Raw genomic sequence first — 18856 nt, forward strand, 5'->3', positions numbered from 1 at the left:
ATTTTAAATTTTTCACAAAGTTAATACTTCTTGAGCTTATCTAAAATTTCTACGAAATTATCTTCATCAGGAAAAGGGCTGTTCATGTTAAAAACTTTTCCATCAGGATCTATAATAATAAATCTGGGAATAGTTTGAATTTTATACCTGCTCATAAACTCCTGAGCATCCGCCAGCCAGTATTGAGGTACTTTGGATGGTTTTGTTTTTAGATAATTCAGCCATTTTGATTTATCCTGGTCAAGACTTATCGAAATAAACTGAATATTACTATAGTATTGATATTTAATACTTCTCATGTCAAATATCGGCCGGATCTGTTTACAAGGACCACACCATGTTGCCCATAAATCAATGATCACATATTTTCCACGGTATTGCGAAAGCTGATGCGACTTCCCTTTGTTATCCAGAAATTTTAAATCTACAAATGCGGCTCCTTTTTGAGAGATGTTCAGCTGTTCATATTTCGATGTTGCCAGCTTTTTATAATCATTATCTCCTAACATCCGGAATTCTCTTTCAAAAAGCTGCTTCCTTAAAGTACTATCCGATTCCAGCTCCATGGTCTTTATAAGATGTTTGCTGACCAAACGGTCTTTATCGATATTACCAGGTAACGCATTTAATTTCACAAAAAGAATACTGTCAGGATTGGACAACCGGTCCCTGTCGGTAAGCATTTTATCCAATCTGTATTGTAAGTAATCATCATTTTTACTTAACAGAACCGTCGGATTTTTAATTTTAGAATTCAGTTCGTTTAAAAATTCTTTCGGAGCAGCAAATTTAGGGTCATCCCAGGAAGTCATTTTCCGATAGTTATTAATCTCGTTCAAATACTGAATGGCAAGAAGCTGCTTCCTGTAAGATTTATATTCATCAGATAAGGCATTATTTTCGGCATCTGTATAATGTTCCAATCTCTTAATATTTTTATTCCAATCGGATTGCGCTAGCTGATAGAACTCTGAAGGATTATCATTGTATTTCTGTTGCTCGACAGCATATGAGAATTCATATCCGAATCCATCTTCTTCTGTATTATACTGCTGTTCGGCAGACCTGTTGGAGATTAGAAAATATTGAATTTTTAAAGGATTACAACGGATGTCAAAATCAAAACGGTCTCCGCTTCCCATCATGAAATCGATTCTTTTGGTTCCAAATTCAAGACTATATTGATCAAATGGAATCTGTTGACGGGTTTCCCACAGGAATGATCCGTTTTTTACAATGGCACTTCCTACCTGCTTATGAAAATCCTTAGAGAATATTTTTACAGAATCAATCTTTAGATCAGTATATAATGTACCTTTGATAACAACCCCTGCACCTTTACTTTTGTAATCTTTAGGTTGCTGTATAATGAAAAATATTCCTGCTGAAACTATAATAAAAACAGATGAAAGTATTATCTGCTTTTTATGACGTAGAAATGCAGATTTAAATCCTTTTCCTCTGTACCAGAAATAACCTATAATAAAAAATACAATGGCCCAGAATATACTTAGATATTCACTGTAAGTGATAAAATAATTCAGGTTTCTTACATTAGGTGTTTTGGACAGAATATACATAGAGTTGTAGGGGCAAAAAGGAAATGCTGCTCTTTGTACCAGAGAATAGGTATTGACTATAAGCCCTAAAATACCCACCAAAAAAGCCCATATAAAACCTGGAAAAGCTACTGATATGCAGAGCTGAACAGCTGCCACACCCAATACTCCGATGCATAATCTTATGAACATCTTAAGCATCCAGATTGTATCGAAGCTTAACAATTTTGTTGTACTTGGGTGAATATAATAATCCAGAAATGAAAAGATATTACTGAATGTAAAATAAGAAGCAATACATAAGAAACTTAGTAATAACAATACCACATATTTTGCGAGATACAATTGCAGTTTGCTGATGGGCTGAGTTTCCATGAGCTGCCATCCATTATTTTTATGATCTACCTGAGCGATCCTGTTGGCCGCAATAACGATATAAAGCAAAAGAAAAAAGATGGAAAAGGCTTTAAAACTATCCGTTATAGAGCTTTCAAAAACAGAAAGAGGAAGCTCTTCCTCTGTAATAAATCGGGGATTAAAGGTATTGGTCAAAAAAGCAAGAAGAGGAATCAGCATACCAAGTACTATTGCTAAATAAACCAATCCCAAACCTTTTATTTTAAGCCATTCCGTATTGATGAGTGTTGTTAACTTTTTCATTTGTGCTGTTTTTAATTTTTTGTTATTTCCATGAACCAATCTTCCAATCCCGCACTATTTTTGATTTCAAAAATCTCGGCTTCATTTACAACCAGTTTCTTGGTAAGTCTGATGATGTCTTCCCTTGATTGCACGGTAATTTCTAAAGTATGATCATCAATTATCTCAGGGGCATAATATTCAGGAATATGTTGTAAAAATTGAGGTGCATTATTGAGTCCTATCCTCATATGGTTATGGCGGTAATGCGTGTTAAGCTCTTCAACACTTCCGGAAAATTTGATGGCTCCATGCGATATAATAGCAAGGTGGGTGACCATTTTTTCCACTTCCTGCAACAAATGACTTGAAATGAATATCGTGATACCCTGTTCTTTGTTGAGTTTAAGCAATAGTTCTCTGATCTCTAACATCCCGTTAGGATCAAGACCATTCACGGGCTCGTCGAGGATCAGAAGTTCGGGATTTCCAAGAAGTGTCATAGCGATTGCAAGCCTTTGCTTCATCCCTAGTGAATATTTCTTCATTTTCATTTTCCTGCTGTCCCAGAGATCTACCAGATTCAAAACTCTTTCACACTCAGAATCAGGGAGGTTTCTTAATTTGGAAAGAATAGTAAGATTATCCCAGCCGGACAAATGATCATAAAAGGCAGGGCTGTCTATAAGGCTTCCGATCCTTTGAAACCCATCAGGATAAAGTTCAGGTAATTTCTGACTAAAAATTTCAATGGTATTGTTTTCATCGGGAATACTGCCCAGCATAAGCTTCATGGTCGTTGATTTACCCGCTCCGTTAGCTCCCAGGAACCCAAAAACACTTCCTTTCGGAACTGAAAGGCTCACATTTTTAAGAATAAGTTTATTTTTTGAAAATCCGTAACTGAGGTCCCGGATTGTAATCAGATTTTCCATACATAGGTATTTTTGATTAGTGTCTAAAAAATAGAAAAGACCTTTTGTTCTTCACAAAAGGTCTTATATAGGTCTTAAAAATAATCTATTTTGTTACAGCGGGTTTATAACCAGATTGGTTAAAAATTTCAGTTGCATCCATTTTAAGAAAATCTGTAAGCTTTACCTCAGGCTTTTCTTTCAGATATTTTTTACAGATCTGCCATCCTGTATAAATACCGATTTGCGGAGACGATTCATTGTCAATATCTGTATAAAATTTAGAAAAAGGTCCCGGAGAGATAAAACGCTCCTCCAGTCTGTGATCATCCCCAAACAATAAATTATTCTCGACAAAATAATTCCAGATGTTGCCTTCATTGCTTACTGCCCACTCATACTGCTGTTTCGTATAATTCATTTTAAGGTAATCAGGAGTATCCGGAAGAAATGCGTCCTGGAGGATCATTACTTTTCCGTTATATATCAGCTGGTCAATAAACTTTTGATGATCTGTAGAGAAAGGAACAATGTTTTCGGCAAACATCCTTGATACTTTAGGGACAATATTGTTTGGATTCATGGATTTCTGGAAATACAATTCCAGTCCTTTGTAATTTGGGTTTTTGTCTCCCATGAACCCGGTAATATCTATAAACAAAAGGTTTCCTTTTTCATCATAAAAAACCGGATCCTGAATCATCTGCAACGCTGATGAAAAAAGATACACTTTAGGGCTTTTAAATTTCGGGAAATAATGCCTGATATGTGAAAACAGGTCCTGAAGCTCTTTTTGGAGTTTCTTCTGATCAATTTTTGCAACGGCCTCTCTATAAATCTTTATTTCTTCTGCGTCAGCTCTTCTCTTTCCAAAATCTTCATCAGAAACAGTACCCTGAAACCAAGGAAACTCCGATTTAAATTTTTCCAGAGGGATATTCTGGTCGTAGAATTGACTGGAAATATCTGTCATCTCCACTTTTTCGGCAGGTTCCTTTAATTCTACTTTCCATACATTGTCCGGTTCTTTCTTGCAGGAATACAATCCTAAAACTAATATAGAAGAAAGCGCTATAGTTCTAAAAATCTTCATTATTTTTACAGAAATTTAAGGTTACGAAAATACGGATTTAAACATAATATCATGATGAAAATAAAATAAAATAAAACAGCTTGCTTTGCTGCAATGTTTTCCTTTTTTCATGATTTAAAATACCCATTCCATTTCGAAATCTGTTATTGATTAAAAAATAAACATATGCAACTGGAAACTGAAAGACTGATTCTAAGAAAATTCGAAGCTGATGATGCCGAGCGTCTTTTCCTTCTGGATTCCGATCCGGAAGTGGTAAAGTATGTATGTACTCCCCCGGCAAAAGATATCAGTGAATCTGAAAATGTTATTAAAATGATTCAACAGCAATACGAGGATAATGGTGTGGGAAGATTTGCAGTGATTGAAAAGAAGAGCAATCTTTTAATCGGATGGAGCGGTTTAAAATTCATCACTACAGAAATAAATGGCTACAAGAACATTTACGATCTCGGTTATCGTTTTATTCCTGAATTTTGGGGTAAGGGATATGCGATTGAATCTGCAAAAGCTTCTTTGGATTTTGGGTTTTATAATCTTGATCTCCCCATTATATATGCCTGTGCGCATTCTGAGAACAATGGTTCCAATCATATACTGAGTAAGTTAGGATTTGAAAATAAAGGGGAATTTGAAGAACCGGACGGTATATGCTTTTGGTATGAACTGAAACGTGAAAAATACAATTCAAAAAAATGATTGTAAGACAGGAACTGGAAAAAGATTATCCACAGGTTTTTGAATTGGTGGAACAGGCATTTAAAAATGCGGAACACAGCGACCATCAGGAACAGTTTTTAGTAGAAAAGCTAAGAAAATCGGATGCTTTCATTCCAGAATTATCCATTGTCGCCGAAATAGAAAACGAAATTGTCGGCCATATACTTTTTACCAGGCTGTCCGTTAAAAATAATGACAAAGCCTTCAATTCATTGGCTCTGGCTCCTGTTTCCGTGAAACCGCAACATCAGGGACAAGGAATAGGTAGTCAACTGATCAGTTATGGACATAAAATTGCCAGGGAATTGGGTTATGAATCAGTGATTTTAATAGGCCATGAAAAGTATTATCCGAGATTTGGATATAAAAAAACAAGTAATTTTGGAATATCATTTCCTTTTGACCTTCCGGAAGAAAATGGGATGGCTATAGAATTGATACCCGATGCTTTAAAAAATGTAACCGGGATTGTAACATATCCTAAAGAATTTGGAATAGATTAAAAATATCATATATAATGCAGACACAAAAAGTAATTGATCATATTGTAAGCTGGTTAAAAAATTACGCAGAAAAATCAAAAGTAAACGGATATGTGATTGGAGTATCGGGAGGTGTTGACTCCGGAGTAGTATCAACACTAGCAGCTATGACCGGTCTGAAGACTTTATTAATAGAAATGCCGATCCGTCAGAAAGAAGATCAGGTAAATCGTGCATGGGAGCACATGAATGATCTTAAGTCAAGATTTCCTAATGTAGAAGCCATGTCTGTTAATCTGACTCCTGCTTTTGAAGAACTGTACAAGACTTTCGATGTAAAGGATGATTTGTATCCGAATGAAAAATTAGCTTTTGCCAATACAAGGTCACGTTTGCGTATGCTTACCTTATATTATTATGGACAGCTTAACGGCTTATTGGTTTGTGGAACCGGAAATAAGGTCGAGGATTTCGGAATCGGATTTTACACCAAATATGGAGACGGAGGTGTTGATGTTTCCCCTATTGCAGACCTTTATAAAACAGAAGTTTATACACTTGCAAGAGCCTTGAACCTTGTTAAAAATATCCAGGAAGCCATTCCTACAGATGGACTTTGGGATGTAGAAAGAACTGACGAGCAACAAATTGGTGCCACCTATCCGGAACTTGAAAAGATCCAGAAGGAATATGGTTCTAAAACTGCAGAAGATTATGAGGGACGTGATCGCGAGGTATTCTTAATATTTGACAGAATGCATAAAGCAGCCCAGCATAAAATGAATCCTATTCCTGTTTGTGATATTCCTGAAGAATGGAGATCATAAAATAATCAGTATGCTAATATCACCGTCTCGGTAAAATTGGTAGATTGTTTATATTGGTAAAGTATATAATAGAGTATGAATAGTAAAATGAGACCCGTATTTTTTGCCTGCATCGGCCTTCTGTTTGGAATGTTCGTGATGTATATTTTCAATAAGTTTTCTGGTACAGAAAAAGATATTCAGAATCCAAAAGCTGAATACAACACAACTGCCGGTACAGCAAATCAACAATCTATCGATCAGCTTACCGCAGAAAAAACGGTAATGATTTATGTAAAGGAACATCATCAGTTACCTGATTATTACATTACAAAAAATGAAGCCAGAAAGCTTGGCTGGAATCCTTCGAAGGGAAATCTTTGCGATGTTCTCCCCGGACGTGCCATAGGAGGAGACCGCTTCGGAAACAGAGAAAGAAGTCTTCCGCAAGGGAATCAATACTATGAAGCTGATGTAAATTACAGTTGTGGAAGTAGAAATGCCGACCGCATTATTTTCACAAAAGATGGGGATGTATATCTTACCAAAAATCATTATAAAAGTTTTGAAAAACAGTAGCTGCTTAATCAGTATTCTGATGCTGATGCTTATTCTATTTTCCTGTTCAGATAAATCGCATAAGCTGACAATGGAAAATAAAGGATTGATAGTATTGGTTCAGCCATTTAATGATTTAAAACCTGAAAGTGTAAAATTCGTAAGCAATGAGATCAGGAAAATATATCCGGATATAAAAATTCTGAATGCTATAGATTTACCGAAAGAGGCTTATTATCCGGAGAGAAAACGCTACAAGGCTGATTCTGTTATCAGATTTTTAAATAACAGAACCGACAGAGGTTATGTCACAATCGGCTTAACATCAAAAGATATAAGCACCACTAAGGGTAAAATAAAAGACTTTGGTATAATGGGACTCGGTTATAGACCCGGAAAAGCATGCGTAGCATCAAATTTCAGATTAAATAAAGCAAAAGCTGATGAACAGCTTTTTAAAATTGCCATTCATGAACTTGGTCACACACAGGGATTGGAGCATTGCCCTGAAAAAACATGTTTTATGAGGAGCGCAGAAGGTAAAAATCCCACAGATGAAGAGGTGGATTTTTGCAAAAAATGCAAAGCCTTTTTAATAAATAAAAATTGGAAATTCAATTCAATATGAAAACAGTATATATAGATTTTACAGATATAGGAGATTATGAAGATTTCTATAGCCAGTTGAAAGAGAAAATCAGTCTTCCGGAACATTTTGGGGACAATCTTGATGCCCTTTATGATGTTATTACGGGTGACCTGGAAATGCCTCTGCATCTTGAGTTTGTTAATTTAACGGTAGATCAGCTGGAATTATTTGAGGACCTGCTCACCACCCTGGAGGATGCAGAAGAAGAGCTTGAGGGTTTTACTTTCAGCTATTACCTGGAGCAGTATGAAGATGATGACGAAGAAGCTTCCGAAGAAGACTAAACTTAAATCCCATCAAAAAAATAAAACTCGCAGATGTATCTGCGAGTTTTTTTGGCCTGAGTCAAATAAAAGTGTCCAATTTTTATCTACTGTTTAATGAATTTTAGACTTTGTAAAATTTCCCCCTTCACAAAAATCTGCAGTATGTAATTCCCTGTCGACAATGAGGAAACATTAATCTGATTTCCTGCAGAATCTGAGGTCATTACTTTCTGACCGACCATATTATAAATTTCAGCTTTTTCTATTTTTTCAATTCCTTTCACGTAGAGGATATCTTTTACCGGATTGGGATAGACAGATATTCCCTGACCTTTTTTGATTGCTTCGTGGGTAGATAAGAATTCAGAAAGGTCCAGATAGAATGCTACAATCTGATTGGAAGAATTGGTCCCAACACCCGCTATTTTTTTCCCATCATGGGAAATAGCCAACGGCAGGGACATCGTTATTCCCTGAGTATTGATCCCTAGGCTTGCCGCATAATCATTTAGATTGATTCTCCCCCCGGCAGCAGTCCATATAAAGCCTTCTCCAGACATCGGAGGTGCTGCAAAAGGCCTGAAATAACCTATTACCGTTCCGCCATCAGCAGAAATTCCGGTTGCACCGCCTCTGAAGAAGGCTGAGGAATTAGGATGTGTAATGTAAGTAAGTCCTGAAGTACTGTTCCATACATAAGGATTGGGCATACCTGCCCCTATTATTGTGTTTCCGTCGGCAGAAACGGCTCCTGCTTCGCCAACATTATTTCCGTTACTGTCTGTAATATAGCTTTCTGTTCCATTCACCCATTTAGCACCACTTCTGGTTCCGTTGTCTTCATCCTGCCAGCCAACCACAACCGTCCCATCAGCATTTACGGCATTAGCCCTCGAACTTCTTCCCGAAACCATGCTTCCCAGGTCTACCATCCCGTTTTGTGCAGTCCATTTTACCGCATGAGCATTGGCAGCAGTTAACCATCCTAATCCTACAATGATACTTCCGTCATACGACAATCCCCAGGTAGAACTTACAGAACCGTCCCATCCTGTAGGAACAAGTCCTCCCAGGGAAGTCCATGTTGAATTAGCGATATCATAAACTGATATTTCATTAAATCCCGTACCCGTATTGGTCATTGTAGAGGCAATTTTTGTTCCGTCATTAGAAATTACAGCTCTCCCTGCACCGGGATAGCCATTAGAGGTTGCTCCGATCTGAGACAACCCGTTAACGGCATCCCATTTAAAAATCTGACCACCACTACTCTGCATGCTTACAACCCCATTATCAGATACTGCACCTGGTGAGTAATTGGCTGTCGCCATCACCGTCACCTGAGCATTCATGACCGAAAACAGGTTGAATAAAAAGTAAGCGTATACTGTTTTTGTTAAAATCTTGTAAAAGTTTTCCATATTTATTTGGTTTTAATATTTTGAATTGACGAAAACAATATTAATATTATATTTACCATTTAAAAAGAATTTGGCTTACATAATTCGTGAAATCCAAAAACATTTAAAATTTAAATAATTAAAAATCACCATATTATAAAAATTCAACTTTGAGGACAGATTGTAAGACGATTGAAAAAAGAAAAGCAAAAAACGAATTATTTTTATCTTGTAGTGTCATAAAATGTACGATTTTACTCCTGACTTTTTTATCCTCCGTTTTTTACCATGCGCAATCCGGCCCCGATTTTTCCATTTTAGCAGATAAAGCATTTCAGAAGCTTTACCAGAATCCGGATAACTGTATCAGTTATACCCAAAGCTTATTGATCAGCGACCAGAATACAGAGCATAAAATGGTCCTGCAAAATATAATCTCACAGGCTTACGCCATGAAAGGGGATTATGTACAATCCGTTACAACATCAGCACAGCAAAATGATTCCGAAAGAAAAAACCTTTCTTATTTTATGCAGCTGTTCAGCGATTATAATCTCGCGGATCAATATCAGAATTTAGATTTGTATAACCAGTCCGGAGAGATCATTTCCCGTCTTTTATCAGATCCTAAACTATTAAAAAATGACAGCCCGAAGTCTAAAATTACCGTTGCCAAACTGTATCAACTGCAAGCCATCAATTCTGCCATTATAAGAAATTTTGATACCGCTTTTGCGAATCTTAGCAAAAGTGATCAGTATATTGATCTTCATAATGAGGAAAACCGCATGATCAGCATAGAAAATAAAATCTTCCGTGCCTCCTATCTGCTTCGGCAAAACAAGTATATTGATGCTAAAAAAATATTGGATCTTGTTATTTCTGATGTTGAGAGAAGCCCCGACCAACCTTTTCTCTCCGCTTTAGCCAATGAAAATTTATCCCGTTATTATTTTCTTAACGGAAATTATAAAACAGCCCTTGCCCATCTTGAAAAAGGACTTTCTGAAATTGAAGATCTTCCTTATAATAATTTGAAACTGAAGATATATGAATCACTGGCAAAAACCAATTTCGCTTTACATAATGATATAAAATACCATCAATACAATAAGCTGTATACCGAATTAAGATCTAAACTTGATTCCAATCAAAAAGAAGGTATACGGTATATCGTTAAATTGGTAGAAACTTACCAGAATAACAACCTTGAATTCCAGAAACAGAATGAGTCCAGGAAATTATGGATTTTAACCTTTATCATTCTTGCAGTTATTACAGCATTGGTTATCTATTTCTTTCTGGAAAAAAACAAAAATAAGGACCTGAAAAAACAGCTGTACTTTTTTGAAAAACAAAAACTGCGGGCACTTTCCGCTCCTCTTAAAACAGATCATGTGGAGACCGGAAAAGAAAACAGAATTGACCTTAACTCTGAAAAAGACACCCATAAAATTTCGAAAGAGAAAGAAAAAGAAATTCTCCAAAAATTGAATGAGTGGGAGCAATCTCACCGGTACCTTAACCGCAATATGTCTCTTTCATCTTTATCCGCACAGATGGGAGTTAACACCAAATATTTATCTGAAGTAATCAATACCAGCAAAGGTAAAAATTTTAACGGGTACATCAACGAGCTCAGGATCAACCATATCGCTCATTTATTAAAGACAGATTCCAGCTTTCTTCACTATAAAGTAAGCTATCTGGCAGAGTTTTCAGGATTTTCGTCGCACAGTGCTTTTACAACAGTATTTAAATCAGTAACGGGAATGTCTCCCAATGTATATATTCAGGAAATCACAAAAAATAAAGCATTATGAGAATAGGATCCCATACCATTTTTATGATCATATTATTTGTTAACTCTTTTTTCGTATGTGCTCAGAGCATTTCTCATGATTCACTGCTCAAAAAGGCCCGCCTCGATATTTATGATAACCCCGATCACGCTATAGCCATTGGAAAAAATTTATTGAAAAAGGAAAAGGATATTAACAAGTCCATATCTGTTTATCTGTTATTGTCTACCGCAAATATTGCAAAAAGAAACTTTGATGAATCATTTCAATATATTCTGAAAGCAAAAGACCTGGCTCAAAAGACCAACGATCTGAAACTACAAACCAGTGTTTTGGTTTCCGTAGCTATACAATACCAGCAAATGGAACTATTCAGTAAGAGTCTGGAAACCCTTAATGAGGCTGACCGTTATTTAGAGCGTCTTCCAAAAGAATCTCCTGAAAAACTTATTGAAACAGCTAGAAGCTATGCTATCCGGGGCATGATTTATAAAAGCCAGTCCAACTCGGAAATTGCTCTGGAAAAATTCCTGATCTCTATCGGGAATTTTGAAAAAGTAAAAATGAAGAAAACCACCTTTGCCAATATGAGTGTGGTTTATTACAACATAGGATATTGTTATCTTAATCTGAATGAACAGGAAAAAGCCAGGCAGGCATTTATCAGATCTATACAATACGCAGAAAAACTCAATGCCAAAAGTCTCAAAGCATTTGCCCTTAAAGGCTTGGCAGAAATGTACAAGCAAAACCGGGAAAATGAAAAAGCCCTGGGACTTCTTATCCAGGCAGAAAGCCTTTCTCAAAATACAGGAGACCTCATCCTCAATGAGGGAATCTACAAAGAAATGTCAGAAAACTATCTGGCCATGGGAAAGCCTGACCTTTACCAGGTTTACAACAAAAAGTATTTTGAAATGCGATTTAAAAGGGAACAAAGTGAATTAAGCTCCATTAATCATTCCATCAATAACCACAACAGGGAAACACAGAAGAAAGCGAAAGAACTTAGAAATAAATACAACTATCTTAGTATTGGGATTATTTTATCCGGTTCAGCAATTATTGCTATTCTCATTTACTTCATCGTAAGTATTAGAAAACGAAATAATAAATACCATAAAGAAATTCAATTACTGATCAGATCATAATCTGAAAATTTCAGCATGACCAACAAAAAAGCATCCCGAAAGGAATGCTTAATAATGTATACTATGTGGTAAGTTTATTTTCCAATCACTTCCGTAATAGGATTTCCAACCGTACCACTTGGAAACTGAATTTTAAGTAAAGAAGACACTGTAGGAGCAATATCCGTCATAAAATAAGGTTTATTACTTTCTCCGTGCTGAACTCCCCATCCCATAAATAATAACGGAATATGAGAATCATATGAATTCCATACACTGTGCGTTGTCCCTGTTTTTGCATAAGACGGAAGCATGGAATCATGAGAGATCAGCTGAATGTCTCCACTTCTCTGCCTGTTGATTCCGTTGATAATTCTCTGCTTAATGGGTTCCGGGATCGAAGATTCCTGTACTTTGGTTACAGAAACAGCATATAAAACGGTAGGATCATTTTCCAATTCTTTAACTGTAAAATTTATCACATCATCTAATTCGATCTTATTATCTTTTAATAATTTTCTATCAAAATAAATCTGATAGTTGTCTACAGCATTAATCAGTTTGTCTACTCCGAATTTCTCTTTTAATTTCTGATTGATATCTTTCTGGCTATTTTCTCCAAAGAAACCTGTAGCAATTTTATGCTCTTGCAGGAAACCTACAGAATGTGCTCCACCATGGTCTGCAGATAGAAAAACAGTATATTCACCCTTTCCTACCTTAGAATCAAGATAATTAAAGAATTCTGCAAGGTCCTGGTCTAATCTTAAATAAACATCTTCTACCTCAATCGAGTTAGGTCCGAACTTATGTCCCGCATAATCCGTTGAAGCAAGATTGATCGCTAAGAAATCTGTAACATTATCATTTCCTAACTTCTCCCCTTCCACTGAAGCTTCAGCTAATTTCAACGTCAAGGTATTACCAAAAGGAGTGTAGCGGATATTGTCTTTTTTATCTTTATAATCTTTTGCTAGATTACTATAAGGGAATGTTGGTGTTTTTGCACTTCCTAAAAGACCTTCCCAAGCAGAGTTATCCGGTGCACTTTCTGTATATTGATTAATAGGCAATAAAGTATTCCATCCGTTAGCAACCAGCTTTTCAGGTAAATTTTGTGAATTGAAAGATTTCACCCACTGTGGCAGATCATTCATATACCAAGTACTGGTAATAAAATTCCCTGTGGAATCGTCAAACCAGAACGCTCCGTTTGGAGTATGTCCTGCCGGAAGAATGGAAGCTCTGTCTTTTAAAGATACCCCGATTACCTTTGCCTGGAAATTGGTTGCTAATTTTAGCTCATCCGTCACAGTTGTCGACCAAAGATTTTTCGGCGAGTGGCTTCCTATTTTAGTATTTGTGGTTCCAACAGGCTGTACACTTTCATCGGTAGTACAATAGACATTCTTTCCTGTCTCCTTATCAGTCCAGTCGTTTCCTGCAATTCCATGAATAGCCGGAACAGAGCCTGTATAAATACAAGTATGTCCCAGAGCTGTTATCGTGGGTACATAAGGAATATGAACATTATTTAAAGCATAACCTGTATTCAGCAATCTTTTAAAACCATCATTTCCATACTTATTGTAAAAGCGGTACAGATAATCCCAACGCATCTGATCTACAACTAAGCCTACAACTAATTTGGGTCTTTCTAATTGAGAATTTTTGTTCTTCTGAGCATCAATTGTAACTACGGACAACATGGTAAGTGCCGCAATTGAAATTTTCCTAAGCATCTGGTAAATTTTTATTGCTAGCAAATTTAAGGGTTTTGAAAGTTTTGTAGTATGAAATTTTGATTAAATTTGGATTTTATATCTTAATTAAAACTGATATACTAAATGAGTCTAAAGATATTCTCCGTATCAGTCTTTTTCTATTGAACGACTGCATATGCAATATGAAAATAAGATTTAGTATAAAAAAAGTGAAAACGGATTATTAGATTTTTTGATCCTGAGTTAAGAACAAAGTAAAAATGAAAATTTTGGAAATGGAATTATCAAAAAATTACAATAATTTTCAAGTGCCGAAATAGACGAATATTAATCCTGACCTAATATCACAAAAATGCATTCACAAGCAATTAATCAAGAAGAAGATAATAACCCTTCATTTGATCCTTCTCTCTGGAACTCTCATTATATCTATGGTTTTATCAATGGTAATCCAATGCAGAAAATTTCAGATAAAGAAGCAGTTTCGGAAATTATAAGAAATACCGTTGGTAATCAAGGTTTCATTGCAATAGATTCTATTTTTCACCCTTATTATCTTGTTAATCAAAATGGAGCAACGGCATGGGACCTTGCCTGGTTTTCGATTTTTCTTAAGGAAAAAAAAGTGATCACAGAAGTTGCCAACAATGAAACTGCAATCGTAGTAGAATCTGATAACCTGGGATTAAAACAATTCAGGGTTTGGCCAAATGATAGCCTGGATCCTAATAAATATCAACAATATCAGAAGTTCGTCCCTTTTATTTTACCTTATCTTACTTATTCAAAGAATGAAGAGACCCCTCCACATTGGACAAAAATGATCGAAGCAGAGATACAGTTGCAAGGGCATGCCGAAACCTATATTGAGAATTTCAATTCAGTATTTTCACAATTTGTTTCAGGGCATATCATGACTTTGGGATTTGGTCAATTTGACAGGGAAAATCCCGATGATCTCCTTGAAAGATTTACTGATTTTTATGAAAATAATATTGCTAACCGATAGACCTTTCAAATGACAGAAATTAAGAAGTTAGAAAAACTGATATCTGACCCAACAGTCAATTGGGGACTTAATGGATATGAGACAGATACGATATTTGTTGTTTCCGCCATTGCGATGGGTAATATTTTTGAATTTTCATTAAGAGAGAAAAAACAGCATTATAAAAAAAACTGGGAAACAGGTCCTGATGAGATTAATGATCTCAATGAGGTTATAAAGCAGGGACACTCTTTCGGGGCCTTTATCAATGGTGAACTTGTAGGATGGCTTATTGCCGAATTCCGGGAGTGGAATAATAGCTTTTATATTGAAAATATTTTAATCAGTGAAAAATTTAGAGGACAGGATATTGGAAAGCAACTGATTAAAAAGGCAAACAGAGAAGCCCGGGATTTAAATTGCAGAATCGTAGAACTGGAAACCCAAAACACCAACTACCCTGCCATAAAATTTTATCTGCGTGCAGGATTTAGTTTTACTGGGATCAATACAAAACTCTATAATGACTCTACGGAAACAGCAATATACATGAGCTTTGATGTCTTATAGCTCTACCATTCACTTAGAATTCTTGATCGGTGAGAAAGTCCCCAGAAGTGCAGCTCGTCCAAAACTTTTTCAAGGGACATGCCGTGCTCTGTAATGGAATATTCTACTTTAGGCGGAACAGTATCAAAAGCTTCCCTTTTTATCAGTTTATTTACCTCCAGAAGTTTCAACTCTTTGGACAGAATTTTATCTGTAATACCGGTTACTTCTTTAGAAAGTTCGCCAAATCTTTTGGGTTTTTCAGATAAAGAAAATAAAATTAATAATTTCCACTTTCCTTCTACTGCTTCAAGAGCATCCTTAATAGAAAGCATTGTCTTGGGGCATCCTCCTTTTGCCAGCATAACTTATTGATTTCATTATTACTTTCCGGCCGGAAAGTACTATCCAAAGGGAAAGTAACCATGGCCGCATAACAAATGTAAGTAATTTTGAATCATTAAAATCAATAGATCATTAGAAATGAAAACCTCAAAAATTTTAAGCATTACCATTTGGGCTGCAAAAATCTTTTTATCCGTTTCACTACTTTGGGCAGCCTCTATGAAATTATTCCAGCCTGCTGAAACATTAGCTCAAATGTGGCCATGGACTGAACAAAACCGTAGTTTGGTTTTGGTAACAGGAATTATTGATGCGGTGGCTGCGATCGGGATTCTTCTTCCTGATCTGATAACACTCAAATCAAGGCTTACCTTATACACAGCATATGGAGTAATTATATTGATGATTTTCGCAAGTGTATTTCATATTTCACGGGGAGAAGCAGGACAAATTGGTATAAATATATTTTTTCTGCTGGTGGCTCTGTTTATTATCTGGACGAAAAAGAGATGCTCTCATTTCTAACTCAATCGACAAAATCAATTAAAGATATTACAAATTCCATTTTGTACCGAACGGTACAATTACATACCTTTGCTCTGTTAAATCATTCATCATGGCAGGAAGACCTAAAATATTCGACGAGCATCAGGCAATTGAAAAGGCTACTGAAGTTTTCAGAGCAAAGGGATACGATGCGTCTTCTGCAGACGAATTGCTTAATGCGATGGGAATAGGAAAAGGAAGTTTTTATCATGCCTTTAAAGGAGGAAAACAGGAGCTTTATGTACGTTCCATTGAACAGTTTTCCGAAGGTTTTCTTAGTAGATTTGAGCAGCAGCTTTCAAGTTCTGATAATGAAATTGAATTGATTAAAACATTTTTTTTACAGCTTTCCCAAAAACCTGATTGCGATAGAGAGACAGGTTGCTATCTGGGAAATGCTTTAGTACAGCTATCCGAAAAAGATATTGAAGCCAAGCACATCTCAGGAAGGCTTTTGAAAAAACTTCAGCAGACCTTTAAAAAATCGATCAAAAAAGCTCAGGACAACGGACAAATAAAAAATGCAGAAGATCCCGAAATTCTTGCGTGGCATCTCACCAATTTATGGAATGGACTTCATGTTACAAGACGTATGGAGAATTCATCTAAAACACTTCGTTCAATCATTGAAATAAATTTGAAAGTGCTTGACTAAATTTTTTTGGACAATTTTGTACTAAATGGTACAATATAAAATAAATATTTTAAATCAACAGTTATGAACATTACAAACAACACCATCCTTATCACAGGAGGAGGATCAGGAATCGGCTTAGAAATTGCAAAATTGTTAAATCCGTCCAATAAAATTATTATTGTAGGTAGGAACAAAGAAAAACTGGACAATGCTGCCCAGGGATTGGAAAATGTATTCACTATTCAGGCAGACATCACTGATGAAAATGACATCAATCGTCTGATAGAAGAGATCAAAATCAATTTTGGTACATTGAACATCCTGATTAATAATGCCGGCCATGCATATGCTTATACTTTATCGGACTCTTCTGACACCTATACTAAAGCGATTGCAGAATTTACAACCAATTACTTTGCTCCTATCCGACTTACTGAAAAATTACTCCCTTTACTGAAACAGCAAAACAACGCGGCGATAGTTAACGTATCCTCAATTGTTGCATTTATTCCGGGATCTCATGTGCCCACCTATTCGGATTCCAAGGCAGCTTTACATTCCTATACAAGATTATTGAGATATGAACTGGCAAAAGATACTGGCATTAAGGTTTTTGAGCTTATGCCTCCTTTGGTTGACACAGATTTCTCTGTAGAGATCGGTGGCCGTGAAAACGGCATTCCGGCATCTGTTGTTGCTGAAGATCTTGTAAAAGCCCTTGAGCAAGATACCTTTGAAGTTCGCGTCGGAAATACCGAAATGGTTTACAGCAATTTCTTTGCAGGCTCAGAAGGCGCTTTCGAGGTATTCAATAAATAATCAAGAATTAAATAATAGTTTTTAGAAGTTAATAGTTCTTTTATATAGATGCAAAGCCGGTGTTCAATTGAATATCGGTTTTGTATTTGTAATAAAAGAGTTTAAAATTATAGTGAAGAAGCATAGGGTATTTCCAGATTTTCAGATTAACTATGAACCTCACAACAAAGAAAATTTGAACTCCTCAACAAAGCCAATAGCTTAGTTTATTATGAACTTTGTCCTGTAAAATTAAAAAAAATGGAAAATTTAATATCAGGAAAAACGGTATTGGTAACAGGAGGAACCGGATTCGTGGGAATACACACAATTCTTCAATTATTACAACAAGGATATACAGTAAAAACAACCCTTCGCTCACTTCATAAAAAAGATGTCATATTGAAAGCACTGAAAGAAGGTGGAATTTCAGACTTCTCACACCTGTCTTTTTATGAAACAGACCTTACAAGTGACCGTAATTGGGATGCAGCAACCAAAAACTGTAATTTTGTAATTCATATAGCGTCTCCTTTCCCTGCTCAAGATCCTAAAGATGAAAATGAGCTGATTATTCCTGCCAGGGATGGAGCTTTACGCGTATTACAATTTTCGAGATCTGCAGGGGTAAAAAGAGTAATTCTTACCTCATCTTTTGCCGCAGTTGGTTATACTAATAATACAGAAGGACACATTTTCACAGAAAGAGACTGGACAGATCTCAATGCTGAACTTCCTCCTTATATAAAATCGAAAACTGTTGCCGAAAAAGCAGCTTGGAAATTTATACATACAGAAGGTAATAATATGGAATTAACCGTAATAAATCCCGTGGGTATTTTTGGTCCTGCGCTCGCTGGAATTTCTTCAGCTTCATTGGATATTGCAATTACAGGAATTATTAACGGAACTACCAATTACAATCCCAATTTCACTATGGGTGTAGTAGATGTAAGAGACGTTGCGGATATTCATATCAAAGCCATGCTCCATCCTAATGCTGCTGGAGAAAGATTCATTGCCACTTCAGAAGGAGTTATGTCATTTTACGATGTAGCTGAACTAATAAAGGAAAAAAGAAGCGAATATGCTTCCAATATTAAGGCGTTAAATCCAATTGACATTCATTTCTACAAAGAAATTTCTAATGAAAAAGCCAGATCTTTACTAGGATGGAATCCCAGAAGCAGAGAAGAAGCAATATTAGCCAGTGCAGATAGTTTAATGTTAAAATCATAAATTTGTCATACT

At 36.0% G+C, this 18856-nt stretch carries 20 protein-coding genes; 14 read left to right on the forward strand and 6 right to left on the reverse strand.

Annotation, left to right across the window (positions count from 1 at the left end; translation table 11 throughout):
* Nucleotides 1–20: 20 nt before the first annotated feature.
* From PFY10_08085 to PFY10_08095, 3 genes are all read right to left on the reverse strand, one after another.
* Entirely contained in the window at nucleotides 21–2219 is a 2199-nt protein-coding gene (locus tag PFY10_08085; protein ID WBV58405.1) for a thioredoxin-like domain-containing protein, read from the reverse strand.
* An 11-nt stretch (nucleotides 2220–2230) separates the two neighbouring features.
* Nucleotides 2231–3133 (reverse strand): ATP-binding cassette domain-containing protein, encoded by a 903-nt coding sequence (locus PFY10_08090; protein WBV58406.1) that lies wholly within the window; start codon nucleotides 3131–3133, stop codon nucleotides 2231–2233.
* 85 nt (nucleotides 3134–3218) lie between these two features.
* Entirely contained in the window at nucleotides 3219–4205 is a 987-nt protein-coding gene (locus tag PFY10_08095) for a gliding motility protein GldB (GenBank protein WBV58407.1), read from the reverse strand.
* A gap of 165 nt (nucleotides 4206–4370) precedes the next feature.
* On the opposite strand from PFY10_08095, the gene PFY10_08100 reads away from it, so the two are divergent.
* The 6 genes from PFY10_08100 to PFY10_08125 all read left to right on the forward strand — a co-directional run bounded on the left by PFY10_08100 (nucleotide 4371) and on the right by PFY10_08125 (nucleotide 7704).
* Entirely contained in the window at nucleotides 4371–4904 is a 534-nt protein-coding gene (locus tag PFY10_08100) for a GNAT family N-acetyltransferase (GenBank protein ID WBV58408.1), read from the forward strand.
* Nucleotides 4901–5428: an N-acetyltransferase gene (locus PFY10_08105; GenBank protein WBV58409.1), complete on the forward strand. Its 528-nt coding sequence runs from the start codon at nucleotides 4901–4903 to the stop codon at nucleotides 5426–5428. The genes PFY10_08100 and PFY10_08105 overlap by 4 nt, the downstream gene beginning before the upstream one ends.
* 14 nt (nucleotides 5429–5442) lie before the next feature.
* Complete coding sequence (gene nadE, locus PFY10_08110) at nucleotides 5443–6234, forward strand: NAD(+) synthase (protein WBV58410.1); 792 nt, start codon at nucleotides 5443–5445, stop codon at nucleotides 6232–6234.
* A gap of 75 nt (nucleotides 6235–6309) precedes the next feature.
* On the forward strand, nucleotides 6310–6792 hold the full coding sequence (locus PFY10_08115) for a ribonuclease N (protein ID WBV58411.1): 483 nt from the start codon (nucleotides 6310–6312) through the stop codon (nucleotides 6790–6792).
* A 70-nt stretch (nucleotides 6793–6862) separates the two neighbouring features.
* Nucleotides 6863–7399, forward strand: a complete 537-nt coding sequence (locus tag PFY10_08120; GenBank protein ID WBV58412.1) for a matrixin family metalloprotease — start codon at nucleotides 6863–6865, stop codon at nucleotides 7397–7399.
* Entirely contained in the window at nucleotides 7396–7704 is a 309-nt protein-coding gene (locus tag PFY10_08125) for a barstar family protein (GenBank protein WBV58413.1), read from the forward strand. The genes PFY10_08120 and PFY10_08125 overlap by 4 nt, the downstream gene beginning before the upstream one ends.
* Before the next feature lie 86 nt (nucleotides 7705–7790).
* On the opposite strand, the gene PFY10_08130 is transcribed toward PFY10_08125, so the two are convergent.
* Complete coding sequence (locus PFY10_08130) at nucleotides 7791–9107, reverse strand: T9SS type A sorting domain-containing protein (GenBank protein WBV58414.1); 1317 nt, start codon at nucleotides 9105–9107, stop codon at nucleotides 7791–7793.
* Between the two features lie 149 nt (nucleotides 9108–9256).
* Between PFY10_08130 and PFY10_08135 the strand changes: the two genes are divergently transcribed.
* Both PFY10_08135 and PFY10_08140 read left to right on the forward strand, forming a co-directional pair.
* The gene (locus PFY10_08135) at nucleotides 9257–10909 is read left to right on the forward strand and encodes an AraC family transcriptional regulator (protein WBV58415.1); all 1653 of its coding nucleotides are present in this window, start codon (nucleotides 9257–9259) and stop codon (nucleotides 10907–10909) included.
* Nucleotides 10906–12039 (forward strand): hypothetical protein, encoded by a 1134-nt coding sequence (locus PFY10_08140; GenBank protein ID WBV58416.1) that lies wholly within the window; start codon nucleotides 10906–10908, stop codon nucleotides 12037–12039. Before PFY10_08135 ends, PFY10_08140 begins: the two co-directional genes overlap by 4 nt.
* A 74-nt stretch (nucleotides 12040–12113) precedes the next feature.
* On the opposite strand, the gene PFY10_08145 is transcribed toward PFY10_08140, so the two are convergent.
* Nucleotides 12114–13760, reverse strand: a complete 1647-nt coding sequence (locus PFY10_08145; protein ID WBV58417.1) for an alkaline phosphatase family protein — start codon at nucleotides 13758–13760, stop codon at nucleotides 12114–12116.
* A 334-nt stretch (nucleotides 13761–14094) separates the two neighbouring features.
* On the opposite strand from PFY10_08145, the gene PFY10_08150 reads away from it, so the two are divergent.
* Nucleotides 14095–14751: a hypothetical protein gene (locus PFY10_08150; protein ID WBV58418.1), complete on the forward strand. Its 657-nt coding sequence runs from the start codon at nucleotides 14095–14097 to the stop codon at nucleotides 14749–14751.
* Between the two features lie 9 nt (nucleotides 14752–14760).
* Nucleotides 14761–15300: a GNAT family N-acetyltransferase gene (locus PFY10_08155; GenBank protein WBV58419.1), complete on the forward strand. Its 540-nt coding sequence runs from the start codon at nucleotides 14761–14763 to the stop codon at nucleotides 15298–15300.
* Between the two features lie 2 nt (nucleotides 15301–15302).
* Here the strand turns inward: PFY10_08155 and PFY10_08160 are convergent, their stop codons facing one another.
* A complete protein-coding gene (locus tag PFY10_08160) occupies nucleotides 15303–15644 on the reverse strand; it encodes a helix-turn-helix domain-containing protein (GenBank protein WBV58420.1) in 342 nt (113 codons plus the stop codon).
* 118 nt (nucleotides 15645–15762) lie between these two features.
* Here PFY10_08160 and PFY10_08165 point away from each other — a divergent pair, with 118 nt between their 5' ends.
* The 4 genes from PFY10_08165 to PFY10_08180 all read left to right on the forward strand — a co-directional run bounded on the left by PFY10_08165 (nucleotide 15763) and on the right by PFY10_08180 (nucleotide 18844).
* Nucleotides 15763–16149: a DoxX family protein gene (locus tag PFY10_08165; GenBank protein WBV58421.1), complete on the forward strand. Its 387-nt coding sequence runs from the start codon at nucleotides 15763–15765 to the stop codon at nucleotides 16147–16149.
* 91 nt (nucleotides 16150–16240) lie between these two features.
* Nucleotides 16241–16825 (forward strand): TetR/AcrR family transcriptional regulator, encoded by a 585-nt coding sequence (locus PFY10_08170; GenBank protein ID WBV58422.1) that lies wholly within the window; start codon nucleotides 16241–16243, stop codon nucleotides 16823–16825.
* Nucleotides 16826–16888: 63 nt separating this feature from the next.
* Complete coding sequence (locus PFY10_08175; GenBank protein ID WBV58423.1) at nucleotides 16889–17626, forward strand: SDR family NAD(P)-dependent oxidoreductase; 738 nt, start codon at nucleotides 16889–16891, stop codon at nucleotides 17624–17626.
* Between the two features lie 240 nt (nucleotides 17627–17866).
* On the forward strand, nucleotides 17867–18844 hold the full coding sequence (locus tag PFY10_08180) for an aldehyde reductase (GenBank protein ID WBV58424.1): 978 nt from the start codon (nucleotides 17867–17869) through the stop codon (nucleotides 18842–18844).
* The last annotated feature ends 12 nt before the right edge of the window (nucleotides 18845–18856 follow it).

The sequence above is a fragment of the Chryseobacterium daecheongense genome (assembly GCA_027920525.1).
Taxonomy (GTDB): domain Bacteria; phylum Bacteroidota; class Bacteroidia; order Flavobacteriales; family Weeksellaceae; genus Chryseobacterium; species Chryseobacterium proteolyticum.